Origin of the sequence: Siphonobacter aquaeclarae, from assembly GCF_900103285.1 — a bacterium.
Taxonomy (GTDB): domain Bacteria; phylum Bacteroidota; class Bacteroidia; order Cytophagales; family Spirosomataceae; genus Siphonobacter; species Siphonobacter aquaeclarae.
The window spans coordinates 228,360-246,491 of the sequence record NZ_FNGS01000009.1; the positions used below are offsets into that span (position 1 = coordinate 228,360).

18 protein-coding genes and 1 tRNA gene are annotated in these 18,132 nt (G+C 54.7%); 9 read left to right on the forward strand and 10 right to left on the reverse strand.

Features of this window, described 5'->3' with window-relative positions; translation table 11 throughout:
• The first annotated feature begins 142 nt into the window (after positions 1-142).
• The 4 genes from cobT to BLR09_RS21805 are packed head-to-tail and all read left to right on the forward strand — an operon-like array spanning position 143 to position 3,659.
• Entirely contained in the window at positions 143-1,180 is a 1,038-nt protein-coding gene (gene cobT, locus BLR09_RS21790; protein WP_093207833.1) for a nicotinate-nucleotide--dimethylbenzimidazole phosphoribosyltransferase, read from the forward strand.
• Between the two features lie 18 nt (positions 1,181-1,198).
• A complete protein-coding gene (locus BLR09_RS21795; RefSeq protein WP_093207834.1) occupies positions 1,199-1,966 on the forward strand; it encodes an adenosylcobinamide-GDP ribazoletransferase in 768 nt (255 codons plus the stop codon).
• Complete coding sequence (gene cobC, locus BLR09_RS21800; protein ID WP_093207836.1) at positions 1,951-2,529, forward strand: alpha-ribazole phosphatase; 579 nt, start codon at positions 1,951-1,953, stop codon at positions 2,527-2,529. The genes BLR09_RS21795 and cobC overlap by 16 nt, the downstream gene beginning before the upstream one ends.
• An 11-nt stretch (positions 2,530-2,540) precedes the next feature.
• A complete protein-coding gene (locus tag BLR09_RS21805; RefSeq protein ID WP_093207837.1) occupies positions 2,541-3,659 on the forward strand; it encodes a glycoside hydrolase family 130 protein in 1,119 nt (372 codons plus the stop codon).
• Here BLR09_RS21805 and BLR09_RS21810 read toward each other — a convergent pair.
• The 4 genes from BLR09_RS21810 to BLR09_RS21825 all read right to left on the reverse strand — a co-directional run bounded on the left by BLR09_RS21810 (position 3,644) and on the right by BLR09_RS21825 (position 6,984).
• Positions 3,644-3,934: a rhodanese-like domain-containing protein gene (locus tag BLR09_RS21810; RefSeq protein ID WP_093207838.1), complete on the reverse strand. Its 291-nt coding sequence runs from the start codon at positions 3,932-3,934 to the stop codon at positions 3,644-3,646. The genes BLR09_RS21805 and BLR09_RS21810 overlap by 16 nt on opposite strands.
• 101 nt (positions 3,935-4,035) lie before the next feature.
• On the reverse strand, positions 4,036-4,329 hold the full coding sequence (locus BLR09_RS21815; RefSeq protein WP_093207839.1) for a rhodanese-like domain-containing protein: 294 nt from the start codon (positions 4,327-4,329) through the stop codon (positions 4,036-4,038).
• Positions 4,330-4,353: 24 nt separating this feature from the next.
• Entirely contained in the window at positions 4,354-6,219 is a 1,866-nt protein-coding gene (locus tag BLR09_RS21820; protein ID WP_093207841.1) for a T9SS type A sorting domain-containing protein, read from the reverse strand.
• A 12-nt stretch (positions 6,220-6,231) separates the two neighbouring features.
• The gene (locus BLR09_RS21825; protein ID WP_245689990.1) at positions 6,232-6,984 is read right to left on the reverse strand and encodes a PASTA domain-containing protein; all 753 of its coding nucleotides are present in this window, start codon (positions 6,982-6,984) and stop codon (positions 6,232-6,234) included.
• A 233-nt stretch (positions 6,985-7,217) separates the two neighbouring features.
• Here BLR09_RS21825 and BLR09_RS21830 point away from each other — a divergent pair, with 233 nt between their 5' ends.
• The 3 genes from BLR09_RS21830 (at position 7,218) to BLR09_RS21840 (ending at position 10,334) form a co-directional block, all read left to right on the forward strand.
• Positions 7,218-7,658, forward strand: coding sequence for an NUDIX hydrolase (locus BLR09_RS21830; protein WP_093207843.1), 441 nt, complete (start codon positions 7,218-7,220; stop codon positions 7,656-7,658).
• A 40-nt stretch (positions 7,659-7,698) separates the two neighbouring features.
• On the forward strand, positions 7,699-8,643 hold the full coding sequence (locus tag BLR09_RS21835) for a Dyp-type peroxidase (protein ID WP_093207844.1): 945 nt from the start codon (positions 7,699-7,701) through the stop codon (positions 8,641-8,643).
• A gap of 125 nt (positions 8,644-8,768) precedes the next feature.
• On the forward strand, positions 8,769-10,334 hold the full coding sequence (locus BLR09_RS21840; protein ID WP_093207846.1) for an arylsulfatase: 1,566 nt from the start codon (positions 8,769-8,771) through the stop codon (positions 10,332-10,334).
• A 30-nt stretch (positions 10,335-10,364) separates the two neighbouring features.
• Here the strand turns inward: BLR09_RS21840 and BLR09_RS25595 are convergent, their stop codons facing one another.
• A complete protein-coding gene (locus BLR09_RS25595) occupies positions 10,365-10,532 on the reverse strand; it encodes a hypothetical protein (RefSeq protein ID WP_176785639.1) in 168 nt (55 codons plus the stop codon).
• A gap of 148 nt (positions 10,533-10,680) precedes the next feature.
• On the opposite strand from BLR09_RS25595, the gene BLR09_RS21845 reads away from it, so the two are divergent.
• Both BLR09_RS21845 and BLR09_RS21850 read left to right on the forward strand, forming a co-directional pair.
• Positions 10,681-10,971, forward strand: coding sequence for a hypothetical protein (locus BLR09_RS21845; RefSeq protein ID WP_093207847.1), 291 nt, complete (start codon positions 10,681-10,683; stop codon positions 10,969-10,971).
• A 93-nt stretch (positions 10,972-11,064) separates the two neighbouring features.
• The gene (locus BLR09_RS21850) at positions 11,065-11,838 is read left to right on the forward strand and encodes a hypothetical protein (RefSeq protein ID WP_093207849.1); all 774 of its coding nucleotides are present in this window, start codon (positions 11,065-11,067) and stop codon (positions 11,836-11,838) included.
• 115 nt (positions 11,839-11,953) lie between these two features.
• Here BLR09_RS21850 and BLR09_RS21855 read toward each other — a convergent pair.
• The 5 genes from BLR09_RS21855 to BLR09_RS21875 form a co-directional block, all read right to left on the reverse strand.
• A tRNA-Gln gene (locus tag BLR09_RS21855) sits at positions 11,954-12,024 on the reverse strand.
• A 146-nt stretch (positions 12,025-12,170) separates the two neighbouring features.
• The gene (locus BLR09_RS21860; protein WP_093207850.1) at positions 12,171-15,326 is read right to left on the reverse strand and encodes a M12 family metallo-peptidase; all 3,156 of its coding nucleotides are present in this window, start codon (positions 15,324-15,326) and stop codon (positions 12,171-12,173) included.
• Positions 15,327-15,482: 156 nt separating this feature from the next.
• Positions 15,483-16,376, reverse strand: coding sequence for an ACP S-malonyltransferase (gene fabD / locus BLR09_RS21865; RefSeq protein WP_093207871.1), 894 nt, complete (start codon positions 16,374-16,376; stop codon positions 15,483-15,485).
• Between the two features lie 44 nt (positions 16,377-16,420).
• Positions 16,421-16,822 (reverse strand): thiol-disulfide oxidoreductase DCC family protein, encoded by a 402-nt coding sequence (locus BLR09_RS21870; RefSeq protein ID WP_093207872.1) that lies wholly within the window; start codon positions 16,820-16,822, stop codon positions 16,421-16,423.
• A gap of 237 nt (positions 16,823-17,059) precedes the next feature.
• Positions 17,060-18,132: T9SS type B sorting domain-containing protein (locus BLR09_RS21875; protein ID WP_143011182.1), on the reverse strand; the 1,073-nt coding region annotated here is incomplete at its 5' end.

Here is an 18,132-nt window from a genome sequence, read left to right on the forward strand (position 1 = left end):
GCATACCGGCCTTTCCACGATAAAATAGGAATACAATGGGTCATTATTGGCAGATGTCCCGTAATTTTAAACGCGGTCAGGCGTTTCGATTCTGACACACCGGCCGTGTCAGTTTCATCCAGCCTCTGCTACCGTTTTTCATATGTACACTTCTTCTCTTGAGCAGACGCTCCGTCGGAAAATCGATTTCAAAACCAAGCCTCTGGGCGCGCTGGGCCTGCTCGAAAAGCTCGCTTTCCGGATTGCCATGATTCAGAAGACGGAGACGCCGGTTTTGTCGGACCCGACGATAGTCGTTTTTGCCGGAGACCACGGCATCGCTTCCGAGGGCGTCAGTGCCTATCCGCCGGAAGTGACGTTTCAGATGGTGGAAAACTTCATTGCGGGAGGCGCCGCCATCAACGTATTCTGCCGCCAGAACGGGCTTGGTCTTCGCGTGGTGGATGCCGGTGTCCGGTATGATTTCTCCGAAAACGCCCCTATTATTCACGCTAAAGCAGCGCCGGGTACGGCCAACTTCCTGCGGGAGCCGGCCATGACTGACGTGCAGCTGGCGTTTTGCCTGGAGCAGGGTGCGCTGGTCGTGCACAACCTGCGGCGGGACGCGTCTAACGTAGTCGGTTTTGGGGAAATGGGTATCGGCAATACGTCTTCAGCCAGTGTGCTGATGAGCCTGCTGACGGGATTGCCGCTGGATGCCTGCGTGGGTCGCGGAACAGGCCTGTCCAACGAAAAATTCGCGCGGAAGAAAGAAATCCTGGCAGAAGCCATCCGCGTGAACGGCGTACAGACCGATCCGCGCGAGGCGCTGCGGACATACGGTGGCTTCGAAATCGCTCAGATGGTCGGCGCGATACGCGCTGCCCGGTCGGCAGGAATGACCATTCTCATCGACGGATTTATCTCAACAGCCGCCGCGCTCGTAGCCTTTCGCATGCAGCCGAACGTATTAGATAATATTATCTTCAGCCACCGGTCAGAAGAACAGGGCCACGCGCTGCTGCTGGATTACCTCGGGGCGGAGCCGGTGCTCCAGCTTCAACTGAGACTCGGGGAGGGAACGGGCTGTGCACTGGCGTACCCGGTTCTCAAAAATGCCGTTGCTTTCCTGAATCAGATGTCCAGCTTCGAAGAGGCCGGCGTTTCCGGAAAAACAGAGGAGCAACGGATCGAAGAATAGCCGTACCTCCCTTTTTCTATGAAAAAAGAAATCCGTCTCTTTCTGACGGCCGTTTTGTTTTATACGCGGATTCCCGGCCCGGCGTGGGTAGGGCATAGCAGCGACCAACTGAACGCCTCCCGGAAGTATTTTCCCCTCATCGGATGGGTAGTCGGCGGAATCGCGGCGGCGGCGCTCGAAAGCAGCCGATTGGTGTTTCCGGTATCGATCAGCCTGTTGCTGTCGCTGGCTGCAGGTATCCTGACTACCGGGGCTTTCCACGAAGACGGTTTTGCTGATACCTGCGACGGCTTCGGCGGCGGATGGACCAAAGAGCAGATTCTTGCCATCATGAAAGACAGCCGGCTGGGTACCTACGGGGCCGTCGGCATCGCCTTGTTACTTTCCCTGAAATTTCTGACGCTGGTTGAGCTCGACAAGTTTCCCGGCCTCTGGCGGGTACTCATCGCCGGACATGTTGTGAGCCGGTTTATGGCGTCGATTACCCTCGAAACCCACGAATACGTCCGCGATACCGGTGACGCCAAAGCCAAGCCCATGGCCTCTTCCCGCCTGGGCTGGAAGGGCCTGATTCCCGGAGCGGTTGCCGTGGTACTGGCATTGCTGCTATTACCTGACTACTGGCTCTGGCTGGCAGTAGCCGGCGCGCTGGCCGCGCAGCAATACCTTTCCTGGTACTTCAAAAAGTGGATAGGCGGGTACACCGGCGATTGCCTGGGTGCTATCCAGCAGGTCAGTGAGTGCGTCTTTTACCTCTGTCTGTACGCCATATGGAGTTGTTTGTGATCCGGCATACCTCCGTTTCCGGAACGTCTGGGCTCTGTTACGGGCAGTCGGAAGTACCGCTGGCCGATTCTTTCGACGCCGAGACCGCAATACTGCTGCAAGCGTTTTCAGAACCAGCGGACGTAGTCTTTACCAGTCCGCTCGAACGCTGCCGCCGCCTGGCAGAGCGGCTGCCTGCTGCGAAACGGATCTCCGATGACCGTCTGAAGGAAGTATTTTTCGGGGAATGGGAAGGCCGGCAGTGGGACGAACTGCCGGAAGCGGATGTCCGCGCCTGGGCCGACGACTTCGTATATGCGCGCCCGCCGGGAGGTGAAAGCCTTGTTTCACTGGCAGCCCGGACAGCGGATTTTCTGGAAGAATTGCGCGGACAGCCGTACAAACGTGTTGCTGTAGTCACGCACGCCGGTTTTGTCCGGTGCGTATGGGCGCATTTGCTGGGCATTCCGCTTTCGCATATCTTCCGGCTCGATATACCGTATGGTCACGGCTATCGGTTCGGACTGGGTACTTCGCCGGCTTTTGATCGCTGGCTGGGTAGTTTCCCCGCCGTTTCCTTCTAACCTGATACACAATGCAACGTACCTCTTTCCTTTCCGGACTGCTGATTCTGCTGGTTGCCGGCGCCTGCCGTCATACTCCTTCTTCTCAGCAAACCGCCGCCTTACCCGATTCAACCGGAACCGGCTGGGCGTTGATGCCTTTTGTCAAAGCAGACAGCGTCAACCCGGTACTGACGCCAGCGGCGAGCCAGGTATTCCGCGACCCTATCTGGAAAAAAGAGGTAAAGTGGGAGGAAAAGGACGTCTTCAATCCGGCCTGCGTTGTTCGCGACGGGAAAATATGGATGCTGTACCGCGCGGAAGACAAGCTCGGAAAGTATGCCGGGGTATCACGGCTGGGGCTGGCCATCAGCAACGACGGCCTGCATTTCAAAAAAGAGCCTGCTCCTGTTTTTTATCCGTCGGACGATGCCTGGAAGAAGTACGAATGGGAGGGAGGCTGTGAAGATCCCCGCGTAGTAGAGCACCCCGACGGCGGCTATATCCTGACCTATACCGCATACGATGGCAAAACTGCCCGCCTGCTGCTGGCCACATCTAAAGACCTGCACACCTGGACGAAATACGGCCCAGTCCTGGGCGAAGGAAAGCACCTGCATACCTGGTCAAAATCGGGTGCGATCATTGCCCGACGCCAGGGCGACCGCTTCGTCGCCGAAAAAATCAATGGCAAATACTGGATGTATTTCGGAGATACGAGTCTGTTTCTGGCTTCGTCTGACGACCTGATTCACTGGACGCCGCTTGAAGACGGCAAAGGCGGTCTGGCGCCGGTTCTCCGGCCCCGCCCCGGGAAATTTGACGGGCAGTTGGTTGAGCCGGGACCGTTTGCATTGCTCGGCGAGAAAGGTATTCTGCTGATTTACAATGCCGCCACGCCCAACAAGACCGGCGCGTTGGTGTATTCGGCCGGGCAGGCGCTTTTTGACGCGAAAGACCCGTCGAAACTGTCAGCGCGACTGGCCGAGTCCTTTTTCGTTCCCGACAAACCGTATGAGCTCACCGGCCAGGTCAATAATGTCGTGTTTCTGGAAGGGCTCGCGCCGCTGAAGGGGAAGTGGTTCCTGTACTACGGAACGGCGGATTCGAAGATAGCGGTCGCCGTGGCCGATGATCAGAGCGACAAATAAGCCTCAATACCGCCTTCGAGGTGGTCCACACCGGTGAATCCCCGTTTGGCAAGAATGCGGGCGGCAATAGCACTTTGCAGTCCGGTACCGCAGTATACAATCACCTCGTTTTCCTTCCAGTCTGCCGGAATTTCATCAATCCGGAGCAGCAGTTCGTCGAGCGGCAAATGCAACCCGCCCAGCGAAAAGGAATCCCGTTCGTACGGTGTCCGGATATCGAGGAGGCGGGGAAGTTGGCCGGAGGCAAGTCGTTGCCGGAAGAGTTCGGGAGTCATAAAACCGTTTCTGTGAATTCCGGGTGTTTTGTGAGGCTTGTTTTTCTCACAGAAAACGCAGAATTCACAGAAAGAAAGGTAGTTGAGAGTCGGAGCGGAGACTACAGTTCGTTCCAGGCCAGGATACCGCCGAGTACGTTGCGCACGTTTGTAAATCCTTGTGCTTCAAGGAATTGTTGTGCGCGTGCGGAACGGGCGCCGGACCGGCAGTGAATCAGTACTTCTTCGTCTTTGAGGTTTTCGATTTCTTCGATCCGATCCGGCAGATCACCCAGGGGGATCAGCAGGCCGCCGATGTTTTGCTCTTCGTATTCGTCCGGGTTGCGGACGTCGATCAGATTCAGCTTTTCGCCCTTGTCAAGGCGTTCTTTCAATTCCTGAACGGTGATATCCATGGTGCAGTGAAAAAAGTGTTGGTTCTACTTCTCGATGATCAATTTCCGGACGAAAGTCTGCTTTTCGTTTGAAAGACGCAACAGGTACATGCCCGGAGTCAGGCCGGACAGGTCGGCGCCCGGATCAGTCAGGCCGCTTTTCTGCCAATGCAGGCGGCCGCTGAGATCGTATACCTGCAGGGTATGAAGTTCTTTGCGTTTCCACCGGATGGGGCCGGGCGTCGGATTCGGGAATACCTGAACGTCTTTCTCTTCCAGTTCTTCAACGCCGGTGACCACCTGAAGCGTACCCTTGCCGAACACGGGTCGGATCAGAAAAGCTCCCTCCAGGTCGGTATTCTGCGCCCAGGCATTGCCCAGGTTGTAGTAAATGTGTTTGCGGAACTGGGGCGTGTTTTTGTCAAGACCGATCGCCAGCATGTCTTCCGACAACTGCTGAAAAGCTACCCAGAATGTATCGGAAACGACGATCGCGTTCCGGAAGGCAAACTCGGCAAACCCCGTCGGAACGTCCGGGTATTTGACGGTAAAGGCCTGCTGAATCAGGGTTTGAGACGGCTTCCCGTTTGCATTTCCCCAAATGGAAAGCGTAAAGGTTTGATTACTAAGATCTTTTCGGTAGAAGACCGTCTGGATGCGAACGGCCCTCAGGGTATCGGCCTTGCGGGCCACAAACCGGACGGCGACAATCCCGAACTTCTGGTTGATTCCCCCCGCGTACTCGGCTGAGCCGTCGTCATAGGCAAAGTAATTCGCCAGTTCCGTCTCCGAAGTAATCGTATTGTTCCGGCTGAAATCGACACCGGGAATGACAGGGTTGTTTTTGTCGGCCATGGAATACGAAAACGTCGCCCGGATAACCGCCGATGTATCCCTGAACGAGGTCAGCGGTTGCGGCTTGAGCCACGCCCGCTGCTGAAAGCCCGGATGGGGCAGCTTCGGATCGTCGTAATCGGTAGCCGGAACGTTTCCAGGCGCGGTAGCGCCGGTGAAAAAGACCGTGTTACGCTTTACTTCCTTTAGTTCCAGAAAGGTTTCGGTCTGGTCGTTATTGCTGTTGAGGTTGGTAATGGAGGTCGTCAGCGTATCGGCCGTTTCGGCTGTCGGGTTCAGCCGGTAGTGCGACAGCGGCATGGTCCGGTAGTGCTTGAGGAACGGACTGACCGGTTGCCGCGCCGAAATATCCCGGAAATAGCGGTCCCGTCTTGTCCGGTTTTTATTGAGGTAGACATAATCGATATGCCAGGCGTCGAACGCGCCCGACTGACGACCGTATGTTCTGAACCGGAACTGAAACCCTGCATGCAGGTAAATGGCTGATTTTATGGGAATAAAGGCCTGTTGGAATTCAGTGGGAAGGATACCGCCCTTCATCGACCAGACGGTTTGCCAAAGCCCTCCGTTGGTCAGAAACTGCACCTGAAGCGAATCGTTGGCGTCGGGCTGGTCGCCCAGGCCCTTCGTCAGCCAGAAAAAACTGAGGTAGAGGGAGTCGCGGATACTGCTGGCGGACAGGTCAATCGCCAGGGAAGTCAGGGTATCGGTCGGGCCCTGCGCCAGATCGTAGTCCAGGTTATAGGGAATACCATCGCGGCGAAGTCCGTCAAAACTTGCCACATTCAGGGTTGGATGGTTGACCGTCATCGTGTTATTGACGACGGTACCTCCGCCGCCCACCCACAGGGCCGGATCAGGCGTACCGTTTCCGGAACCTGAAAAATCATCAAAAAAGGGCAATGTCAGGGCAGCGGTACGGCCCGGGCGTGCGGTCTTTTCGGTACCGGCGCGGGAGATCGGAACGGTCGTAAACTGTGCCGAAACAGTATCGACAACAGCAACCGAACCCAGCAGCCAGAGCAGGGCAATCCGGAACAGGTAAAAGCGGGTCATGTAATCCGTTTATTAGGGTTGGTCCTCGATCTTTCCCTCGCCCGTGTCGTTGTCAGGCGTGCCGGCAATCCAGATATCGATGATTTCACCAACATGGACCTTCACACCGCTGTTGGCGGCCGGGCGCTGCTCGACAACCGTACCGGGTTTCGCGCCGGGTACCGTCTTATACAGCACCGTACCTACGCGGAGGTCGGAGCCTTTGATGTAGATCTCGGCTTCTTCCTGTGATAATCCGATGAGGCTTGGTACATCGAGTTCGGTATTGCCGATGCCGTTTCCGACGACGAGGTCAATCCGCGATCCCTTCGGCAGCTGGGTACCCGGTTCGATCTTCCGGCCGTTGTACCATTGTTCGAGAATCGCGTTTTCGGCGATATCGGGAATATAGCGGATCGTACCTTCGGCCAGGCCTACGCTGCGGAGGTAGGACTGAGCACTGCGGAGGCCGTTGCCGATGAGATCCGGCATGCGGATCATCGGGGCAGTACCCATCGTCACGGTGAGGTAAATATTGCGGCCTTCCTTTACCAGAGAATTGGGGAAGGGATATTGCGAGAGGACTGTGTAGGGAGCAACACCCGGAACGAAGGTACAGTCAGACACCACGTAGTCGAGGCGGCGTTCGTCCAGCGCTGAACGGACGTCGTCAAGATTCATTTTCCGCAGGTCCGGGACGGTGATACTCTGTCCGTGGTTGGTCGACCAGGGCAGGTATACAAAGAAAAATCCCAGAAAAGCGGCCAGAAACAGACTGATAACCAAGGATAAGTGGATAAGGAGGTCTTTTCTGGTGCGTGTGCTGATGTCAATCGCCATAATCAGGTATACAATCCGGAATGTCAGTCGGAGGAAGGGATTTCAGGTCTTCTAACGAAAAAAGGCCCTGCCATCCGGATACAAGTTTACGGAAAATACAAGGAAATCGAGGAAAGAGTGTCTGTTTGGCGCAGGAAGGAATATTTTCGTGTCCGGACGACTCTTAATGAAAAGGCAAAATGAAAGTACGACCTTCTGTTCTGTTACTCGAAAACGGCCACGTGTTGCTGACGCGGTACCGGTACGGCGATACCGATGTGTTTCAACTGCCCGGCGGTAACCCCGATCCGGGTGAAACCATGCCGGAGACCATCATCCGCGAACTGCGGGAAGAATTGAACCTCGAGACAGAAGTGCAGGGGCTGCTCGTTGCCGGCGAAGTACTCCTGCCGCAGCTGAAGCAGGGCGTGCTGCATTGTGTTTTCGCCGGATCCATCATCGGAGGTATTCCGATCATTAATCCGGCCGAAACTACGGCGCAGGAAGTGGTCTGGAAGCCGCTGCAGGCCCTGCCGGAACTGAATCTCTACCCGAACGTCGGAACGGAGCTGCTGGAGCTGGCTTCGGGCCTCCGTACCTCGCCGTATATCGGAAAAATCCGGCAGGAGTGGTTTGGCTAGTATCCCTTTCCCTTATTCCCCCGAGCATAGCAACGAACCGATGGAACCCAGAACTACCCCCCAGAACATTACCGATTCACCCAACAGCAATACCCTGTTTTCTGTCTGGAAATTCAGGGAAGGCGCTGATTACAAGCCCGCTTTCGAGACCGTATGTGGTCTGATCGGCAACCTCAACCGCTCGATGGCCATCCGGGTCGTCAACAGCGGCGCGAGCTGCGTGATGGGCATCGGGCACGACGCCTGGCTGAAGCTGGGCCTGCCGACGCCCCTGCCGAAAGAGCTCACGACCTTCAAGCCGATAGCCGGCAGGAAGCACGTGGCCGTTTCCACACCCGGAGACCTCCATTTTCACCTGCGGGCCAGCAGTACAGCCGTGTGTTTTGACATGGCAAAGGCCCTTTCGAACGCGCTGAGCCCCGTTGCCGAGTGCCTGGAAGAAATTCATGGTTTCCGGTACTGGGACGGCCGGTCGGTAATCGGCTTTGTGGACGGGACCGAAAACCCGGTCGGAGATGAGCGCAGTCAATTCGGCCTTGTCGGCGACGAAGACCCGGCCTACCGCGGAGGCAGCTACCTTTTCGTGCAGAAATACCTGCATAATCTGACCGCCTGGGAGGCGCTGCCCGTTGAAGCGCAGGAAAAAATCATCGGCCGCTACAAGCAGAGTGATGTGGAAATGCCGGACGATGTCAAGCCTTCCAATGCCCACAGCGCCCTGGCCAATCTGACGGACGACGACGGAAACGACCTCAAAATCGTCCGCGATAACATGCCTTTCGGACACCCGCAGAAAGGCGAGTTCGGCACCTATTTCATTGCTTACGCCAATACCTTCAGTACCACACGGAAAATGCTCGAACGGATGTTCCTCGGCGTACCGGAAGGGAATTACGACCGGCTGCTGGACTTTAGCACGGCACATACCGGAACGTTGTTTTTTGTGCCGACGATGGAGATGCTGGACGGGTTTTCGGAGGGATGATTGTCTGTGTAGTCTGTGAAGTCCGTGAGAAAATTAAAATTGCTCACAGACTTCACAGACTTCACAGAAAGAGTATCAAGAGGTAGATCCGGTATTCATAGAGCAGAACCTCCGGACTTTTTTACATGAATGCTCTCCGCCCTATTCTGGTATTCCCGCTTTGGGTATTGCTGTCGCTTTCCTCTTTCGCACAGCAAAAGCCCAACGTCATTTACATCCTCGCCGACGACATGGGCGCGGGGATGCTTTCTCATTACAGGCAGCGGTATTTGACGACACCGGCCATTGACCGCCTCGCCCGGGAAGGCGTCGTTTTCGAAAATTCATACTCCAGTGCCTATTGCGCGCCTTCGCGGGCCACGTTACTGACCGGCTATAACGATTGCCGGAAAGGAAAATACCTGTTGACGAGAGGTGGTATTTATACGAAGACGGTCACCGCCGGCCTGAGCGATACAGAGGCCCAGGCGAAGGTCAATGCCATAGTCGGAAACGAACCCGATGTCCAATACCTGCCGCAGGTCTTCAAGGCGGCGGGGTATGTCACGGCGGAGATCGGTAAGCTTGACTGGGGTTTTGCCACATCCAATGAGCAGTTGAAACGCCACGGGTGGGACGAGCACTACGGATATTACGATCACATTCAGTGTCACGGTTTTTATCCCATGTTTTTGCACGAAAACGGGCAGCGGATCGCGATACCCGGCAATACAGATCCGGAAGCGGGCAAATCCGGCGAGTGGGGATCGGATAGTCTTCAGGAGCAGGAACGGTGGAACCGGAATGGCAAACAGGTGTATTCGCAGGACCTGTTTCTTCAAAAGATGCTGTCGTTTATCCGGAAAAATAAAGACCGGCCTTTTTTCCTCTTTCACCCGACGCAACTACCGCATGGGCCGGTTGCCATTCCGGCCATTCACCCGGAAGTAGCCCTGCGCACCGATCTGACACCCATCGAAAAATCCTATGCTTCGATGGTAAAACGCCTGGACGATGATGTAGCCGTTATCCTCGAAGAACTGAAACGCCTCGGTATCGCGGAGAATACGATGATAGTTTTTTCATCCGACAACGGGCACGAACTCTATTACAGCTTCAAAGGGCGCGTCGAGAAGCCGTACCGGGATATGCGGACGGGCAAACTTTTCACCGACGTAGCAGATAAGTTTTATAGTAGGGTGGGCGGAGATGTGTTCGACGGCAACCACGGCCTCGCCGGCCTCAAGCGCAGCAACTGGGAGGGCGGTGTGCGTGTGCCGCTGTTTGTCTACTGGCCGGGAAAGTTCCGGAAAGGGCTGGTATCCAAGCGATTGGTAACGAATTATGACTTTCTGGCGACCGTCGCCGACTTGCTTCATGTACCATTAAAAGACGGGAAGGACGGCGTATCCTACCTCTCGGTGCTGCAACAAAAGCCCGTTAAAAATTCCCCCGATCATTCCGCCATCGCTTTCGGGTCGTTTATGGGGCCGGCGCTGGTCACTGCTGATGGCTGGAAGCTCCGTTATTACGCCCCGAAGAAACTCTTTCAACTATACTTTCTCCCCAAAGACCCCCGCGAAGAAACGGACCTGGCCTCTACCCACCCCGAAAAGGTAAAGCAACTCCAGCAGGTCCTGCTCGAAAAGTGCGATGGAGAGTTGGAGAACGGATGGTTCAGTGATGAGAAGAATACGGTGGAGGTGAGGTAGAAAGAAGGCTCGCCATTCGGCGAGCCTTCTTTACGTTGATGCTTGCTGTTTCGCAAGCTCTTCCAAGTATTTCGACAACAGCTCTCCAGCCATTTCACTGAGAGCCGTAACGGCATGTCCGGAGATTTTTCGCTCTAATTGCAGCTTAAGGAGCTGTTTATGGGCTTCGTCGGTAATGGATATGGTGAATTTCTTCATGGTTCAAAGGTAAGGTTGTGAATGGTTGTTGAAAATAGTTGCCGGATTATTTTGTAGTCAATAGTTGTTGATTGTTATTTGTAGTCGATGGTTGTTAATAACAACTAAAATATCATTTCGCGATTTTATTGACCATATCCAACTACTCATGGAAACAACTGAAAAGGAATTAGCAGGTACCGAACCTATAGAAACCCGCTATGTCGGAATTGTGGAATTACTCCGACTGGTACCTGAAATAGAATTAAAGCTTATGACCTTTAATGGCAGTTCGTGCAGCGCTGTTGTAGACGAAGAAGGCAGAATTTGGATATATTGCCCAGGACAGGAAATTTTCCGAATCAGCTTTTGGGTTACGTTGGATGGATATGGGGAGGGGAGAGATTATGTGGAGTTTTGGACGTTGGTGGGGGTGGGATTGAAGTGTTCGAATAATTGATTTTGAGAATTTGATCGAGATCTATGACAATAATATTCGATATTGAAACTAATACTAATTTATACGCTCTCCACAAAATGTCTTTTTTTGCCTATGGACTTTTTTAAAAAAATGGTGGAGAATCCGACAGTTGCTTTTGTCATAACTGTTATTGCGGGCTTTTTGGCTTTTATCTTTTTATGCATCTCGGCATACTTGCAACGGGGGAAGGCCTTGAAAGATAGTCGTGTAGGAGCAGAAAGGGAGGCGAATCGCGTAGAAGAGCATAAAGATCTTCAGAATAGGAGCAATGAAATTATTGAATCGGCGAAATATTTAATTGAAAAACAAAACGAGAGCTTGTCTGCGTCCTCTACCGTAATTCAAAAGCAAAATGAGTTAATTGATAGTCAAAAGATATTGCTTGAACAGCAATCGAATACTTTACGAGAAATCACAGGAGGAGACGGAGTTCCTCGGCTTTTCGTTAGAATATTTAATGGAACCAGTTCGAGGGAAGGAAAAATAGAATTTCGGCTGGAGAATAAAAATGATTTACCAGTGAGGAGCTGTTTTGTTTATTTTGTTTATAAGGTGGCGGCGGAACCATCCTCGAGAGAGTTTGAAAATATTTCTTTAAACGACCTTCCTGTGGAAAGTAGTAAAGTGATACGAACGACCTCTTTTGAACTAAAAGATGGAAGATTGGAATTTGATATTGTTATTTATTGGCTGAAGGGGTGGTATCGGGTCCAATCCCATATAGATATTTCTGGCGGAGCTGTTAAAACAAATGAAGTAGTTGATAGAGGCGCGGATTTTATACACCAAGCCGAAAGAAAAGTCCATTATTTTAGACTAGAGAACAACATAGGTTCGAATAAATAGACGATCGAATTCATACAGATGAGTCGGTCTTAGCCCCCTTTGGAAGAAGCTATTCAATAAAATCAAAACAAAAATCCCTCGCCGTTTCCAGCAAGGGATTTTTACCATTTCTTCGTTGACCGACAAGGATTCGAACCCTGAATAAGAGAACCAAAATCTCCTGTGTTACCATTACACCATCGGTCATTTCCGTGTTGGTGGTGCAAAGATAGGGGGTTTTGAGGTCGCTTGTCAAGCGGTTTCACGGAAAAAAGTGAAAAAATGCGGCGGAAAAGCCCGTGGAACACGCTAAGCCGCTGATTTCGAATAAGCTGCGTCAGCACTTTTTTTCGTCAGGGGGCCAGGCTCAGCAAGGCGCCGGTACCCAGTTGCACCGTCCCGTTCAGCAGCAGCTGATGTACCTGCGCAGTGGTGTTGTCGGGTATGGAAATGACGTGGCCGGCCTGAATCACGACGTCGTCCGTCAGTGCCGGGACCGCATGGCACGACCAGGTCGCCGGATCCGTCCAGGTACCCGTCAGCCGGGTGACGAAGGATTTTTCTCCGATAACCAACGGTACTTCCGCACTCACGACCGACTGGTTTACGATCCGTAATTTGTACGCAGCACCGGTAGCGATGGTATCGGGAAACGTAACGGTTACCGGAGAGGTCGTTCCGCTGCCGACTACCGTCATACCTGCTCCGAATACCCCCGAAGCATCCGACAACTGTACCTGAAAAGGCGCGGAATAGCTGCCCGTCGCATTGAAAGCTACCTGCCATGCTACTCCCCGGCAGGCAGAGTCTACTGAAGCGACAGCAATCGACGCCGGAACCGTGATGGTCATGCCTACCGAATTACCGCTCAGTTTCCCGCAAAATCCAGGCAACGCCGCCTGAAAAGCCGAAAAGGCAGTATTGACGTAACCCGACAGATCCGTTCCGCCGGCATACGACAACCCGTATACCTGGTAACTACCTGCCGGGTATACCGACGGATTACTGAAGTCGCTCGTCGCGCTGAAACCCTTAACCATACCACCCGAAACAGCCAGATAGGTATACGAATAAGGAGAATTGACCCCCGGAACGAGCGGCGTGAGCTTTCCGCCGGAAGCCGAACTCGCCGAAATCGTGTAGGACGAAGGCAGCGCGGGATAGCCGCTGCCGTAATTATGAAGCACGAGGGAGTAGGTTACTCCGGCCGTCAGCGTTACCGACAGGCTATTGTTAAGATATACTGTGCTACCGTTCAGGTTGGCCGTCGACTTCAGAAAACCAGTACAGGGAGAAGAAGCGTTAAACGTTCCCTGAAAAACAGACAGAATCAACCCCAGACTCGACGCTGTAGAAAAAGACAGAGTGTACGTACCCGTCTGCGTCACGCGGAAGGTCCGCAAATCAAAATAGGACGTATTCGAAAATGTGTTGCAGGACGTCCCGCTGGCGTACAAACTCACACCCAGCGGAGAGTCAAGCGTGGTAAGCGTACCGGCGAAGGCAAGCGTATCCTTGCCAACCGCAAACAGATCAGGGTGCAGCGTTCCAGCCGGTCCGCTGAGGTCCGTAGTCGGCTGGATAACCGAATACTCCGGAGCACAGGTATTCGTGATCGTGATCGGATAGTCGTTGAGATCGAAAAAGATATTACCGATTGCTTCGATTCTGATCCGTCCGGTATTGGTCGTTACGTTGGGAATCGTGACGACCTGGGAGCCATCATTCGGCGTACTTGCCGCGAGTACGGTCGGGTAGGTAAGACCGCCGTCGGTCGACAGGCTGATTTTAACATTCGCACAACTGATCGGAGCGGCATTGGTATTCGCGATGTCCCAGGTAATCGTGGCCGTACTGTTGCTCTGCCACAGCGTCGAACCATTCTGGGAGGTAAGCCGGAAAGGGCCGGAAAGGCTGTCGACGATCACATCTACATTGTCAATTCCGATGGAGCCGCCCGTGACCTTGTTATCATAGGCTATAAAACGAAAGTGCATCGTACGGCCTACTGCCGGAAGCGCTTCTCCGCTTTGATCCGGATTACTATTCAGCAGGTAGGGAAGCGAGGGAAATGTCCGTGAGGTAGCGGTCGACGGCGCATAGCTCCGGAACAGCGCTGCTGCCGGGTCATTTACCGCTGATTTGCCGCCCGCTCCGGCGATCATACCCAGTGCGCCGGCGTTGTTGTAGGAAATGTCGTACTGCTCCCAGTTATACGTTAGCGGATCTCCGTCGGCATCGGTCGCTGAACCTGTCAGTACAAAAGGCGTCTGCCGGGGAATGACATAGTCCGGCCCTCCGTTTGCCTGGGGCGTCTGGTTATTCGTCGGCGAAGTCACCGGGCAGGTAGTGGTACCGACAAACGAGGCGATGTTGTAGATACTTCTGACGTGAAAAAAATCAATGTTTCCGGTGTTGATAAGGTTCTGCGCGGGGTCGCAAAGGCCGGGGTACCCCATGATCGAGGCCCCACTGCCGGGTTCGAAAGCGCTGGAGTAGGATCGCTGTGCCGTACAGTACTGCCCGACGCCGTTGAAGGTATGCGGCGTACCCAGTTTATGACCCATTTCGTGGATAAATACCCGCTGGAAACCGTTGAGCGTCGAAACGCCCGACCAGCCACCGCCCTTGTACAGGTTGACGCAGGCGGAGTTGAGGTAAGCGATACCTCCGCCTGAGTTGTGGATAACGTGGGCGAGGTCATAGTTGGCGGCGCCGAAGTCATTGGGAATGAGGGTCATGGCATCGTCGAGTGACTGATACCGCAGCCGGTTGGCGACCGGCGCTGCATTTTCTCCCAGGGTCGAATCGGGCTGGTGATAAAAGTGGATCGTCGCGTCGCTGAGCGGGCTGATAAGCGTAAAACGGATCGACAGCGTCCGGGTATAAAACCCGTTGACGTCGTTCATCAGCTGCTGCACCGCGGCCTCGACACTCGCGTTGGTATTGCCGTTCTGCTGGTAAAATTCATGCGTGAGAAGCAGGGCAAGTTTGTAATCCCGCAATGTACCTCCATAGCTGAAGGACTGGGTGACAGCACTTTCCCGCCCGCTGTTAGGCGTAGTCAGCAGCTTGCAGCCGAAGGGGAGTACGGGTTCGTCGGTTTCGAGCTGGTAGCGGGCACCGTCCGGCGACGGATCAAGGGAATAGATGCCGCCTGCGTGTTGATACTGCACGTGCAGCCCGCGCATCGAAAGGGTAATACGGCAGGTCAGATCCGGATTTTGAAGACTGACGCCGGAAAAAGTCCGGATATCCGGCCGCTTGAGTGCATCGGACAGGGGAACGACAGGTGTCGGAACGACCGAAAAGGACTGTTGCCCTTCCAGGGTCGGAAGGGAAAGTACGGTCCCGGTTGCCGTTCGGCCCGAAGCAGACAGGACCGGGAGTTGATTACTGACCCGCGCGAGATCGACGGTAACAGGTACGACGCGCTGGGCGGAGGCGCTGAGACTCAGAAAAAACAGAAGTCCCAGCACCCGCGGAAGGTTGCTGGTTAAGAGGTGCATGGCGGATCAGAGGTCAGAAATAATATACTCTCGAATGGTAAGGTGGTAGTGGTGGTCTCATAAATAGCGGATACCGCGGGTAAATGGAAATGCTTAAATATAGAAAAACCTTCCCGAAATGGGGAAGGTTTTTCTCAGTCAATTTTAGAAAAATACTTAGATGATAACAGCGGCTGTTTCGGCTGTTGCAATGATTTTCTTAACCAGGCCCTGGAGTACTTTCCCCGGACCGCATTCGGTGAAGAGTGTGGCGCCGTCGGCACTCATGTTCTGTACAGACTGGGTCCAGCGCACAGGGGCGGTAAGCTGGGCGATCAGATTTGCCTTGATGACAGAAGTATCGGTTGCCGGGAGGGCATTTACGTTCTGATACACAGGGCAGCTGGGGCTGCGGAAGTTGGTCAGTTCAATCGCCGCCGCGAGTTCTTCGCGGGCGGGCTCCATCAGGGGCGAGTGGAAAGCGCCACCTACCGGCAGCGGCAGTACACGCTTGGCTCCCGCTTCTTTCAGGCGCTCACCGGCAATCCGGACGCCTTCATGCGAGCCGGAAATAACCAGCTGGCCGGGGCAGTTGTAGTTGGCCGCCACCACGACTTCACCGGTTTCCTGCTGTACCGCCTGGCAGAGTTCGGCTACCTGCTCGTCGGGAAGGGAGCTGAGGACGGCCGCCATCGTCGACGGGTTGATTTCACAGGCCCGCTGCATCGCCTGGGCGCGTTGGAAAACCAGCTTCAGGCCGTCTTCGAATGACAAGGCGCCTGCGCTGACAAGCGCCGAAAACTCGCCGAGAGAGTGTCCTGCTACCATCGCAGGCTGGAATTCAGCCGCGACAGACGCCAGTACAACAGAGTGAAGGAAGATAGCCGGTTGCGTAATTTTGGTCTGTTTGAGTTCCTCATCAGAGCCTTCAAACATGGTATCGGTCAGGCGGAAGCCCAGGATCTCGTTAGCCTGTTCAAACAGCTGACGTGCTTTTTCCGAAGAAGAATAGAGCTCTTTGCCCATTCCGGAAAACTGGGATCCCTGACCGGGAAAAACATAAGCGTTCATAGAGACGAGTTTATTACCGCTGGCAAAAATAGGAAGTATCCCGTTCAGTTTTGCCATTCCGGAAACCGTGCCCGTTCGGCCGGCGTCGGAATCCGGCAGGCGTCCTGCTTTCCGAACCAGCGATACCGCCGACGGGCTATGAATCGGTAAACGCTATCCCGGAGTACTTTCGGAAGAAAACGGAAGGCTGCCAGCCACTTCCAGCCGCGTACCTGCGCCGCGATACGTAGCGCCGCATCGGATTCTTCGTACAGGCGGTTCCCGTCGATCAGCAGTACCGAATCCGGCAGGGGGCGCTGCCGCTCAAAGCGACTGAGTACTTTTCGGGCATAGTCCGACTGCAGCGCGGCAAACTGAAATACCCCGTCGTCGTGATCCATGATGTAATTGACGGTTCCGTTGCAGAAGTTACAGACGCCGTCGAAGAGGATGAGCTTGGTGGGCATGGGGCAGAGGGCATGGGGCATAGGGTGAAATCCGCGTGCCCGGCCGTGTTACAATAAAAAAGAAAACCGTGACAGGGTTCCATCCTGTCACGGTTTTCTTGGGGCTTTAAGCAATAGGCGATAAGCTGTAAGCAATAGGCTATAAGCTGTAAGCAACAGACCCCTCCTTCTTTGCCTAAAGCTTATGGCCTACAGCTTAAAGCCCTCTGCTCCCTGCCCCCTGCCCCATGCCCCCTGCTACCTAACCACCTGCACCCATCCCTTCACCACAACAGGTTTGTTCTCATCGGCTTTGTTGAGGCGCTGGTAGAAGACCTGTGCTTCGTAGTAGTAGGTGCCTGCGGCGACGTCCTTTCCGCCGTCGGTTTTGCCGTCCCAGCGGATGAGGATGTCGTCGCTTCGCTCAAAGACCTTGACGCCCCAGCGGTTGTAAACCCGGAAGACGACCCGGTTGACAAAGCGGGGACACTTCATGGGTTCGAAGGTGTCGTTTTTGCCGTCGCCGTTGGGAGTGATGACGTTGGGCAGCAGGTAGTCGGGACAGTTGTCCTGACAGGCGGTATTGCTGGGTTTGGATTCGACGCCGAACCGGTTGACGGATGTGACGTAGTAACAGCCGGCATAGCTGTCCAGGTTGTCGTGGGTGAAGTTGCGGCTGGGCGGCGTGGGCGGGCTCTTGGTTTCGCCTACTTTGGCAAAGTCGCCGGCATCCCCATAGCGCTTGTAGTAAATGTTGTATTGGACGATGTTTTTGTCGCAGGCTTCTCCACCGGGACCTGTGGTGGCATCGACCCAGCTCATTTTGTTGCTGTAGGGTCCGTCCTGACAGGCGCCCTGGAGGTAGGCCGGGCAGTCGAGCAGCTCCAGGCTGAGCACCGGCGGACAGGGCCGGGTGGTATCGGTGGGCGACAGGCACAACTTCTGGGAGAAGTTGAAAAGCAGGCCTGAATGAATGCGGGTATCGTTGTAGGAGCCTGCGGTTTCGACGCGGTAGCAGTAGGAGGAATCCGGATGCAGGGTGGTGGAGATGTCACCGTCGGAGGTGACATGGTCCTTGCCGTCGTCGACAAAGACATAGGTGCCGGCTCCCTGAACGGCTACCTGCTGGATGAGGTTGAAAGCGCCGGAGGGGCTCTGACGGTAGACGCGGTGAGTCTGGTTGTCGTTGCTCCAGGGGACATTGGCCTGCCAGGAAAGGCGGATGGAGCGGGAGAGGGGCGCTCCGGTGAGCCAGACGCTGCTGGCCGAGGCGGAAGAATCGACGCGTGCTCCCGCGGCGGTGAAGACATCGACCCGGTAGGTGTAGGGCG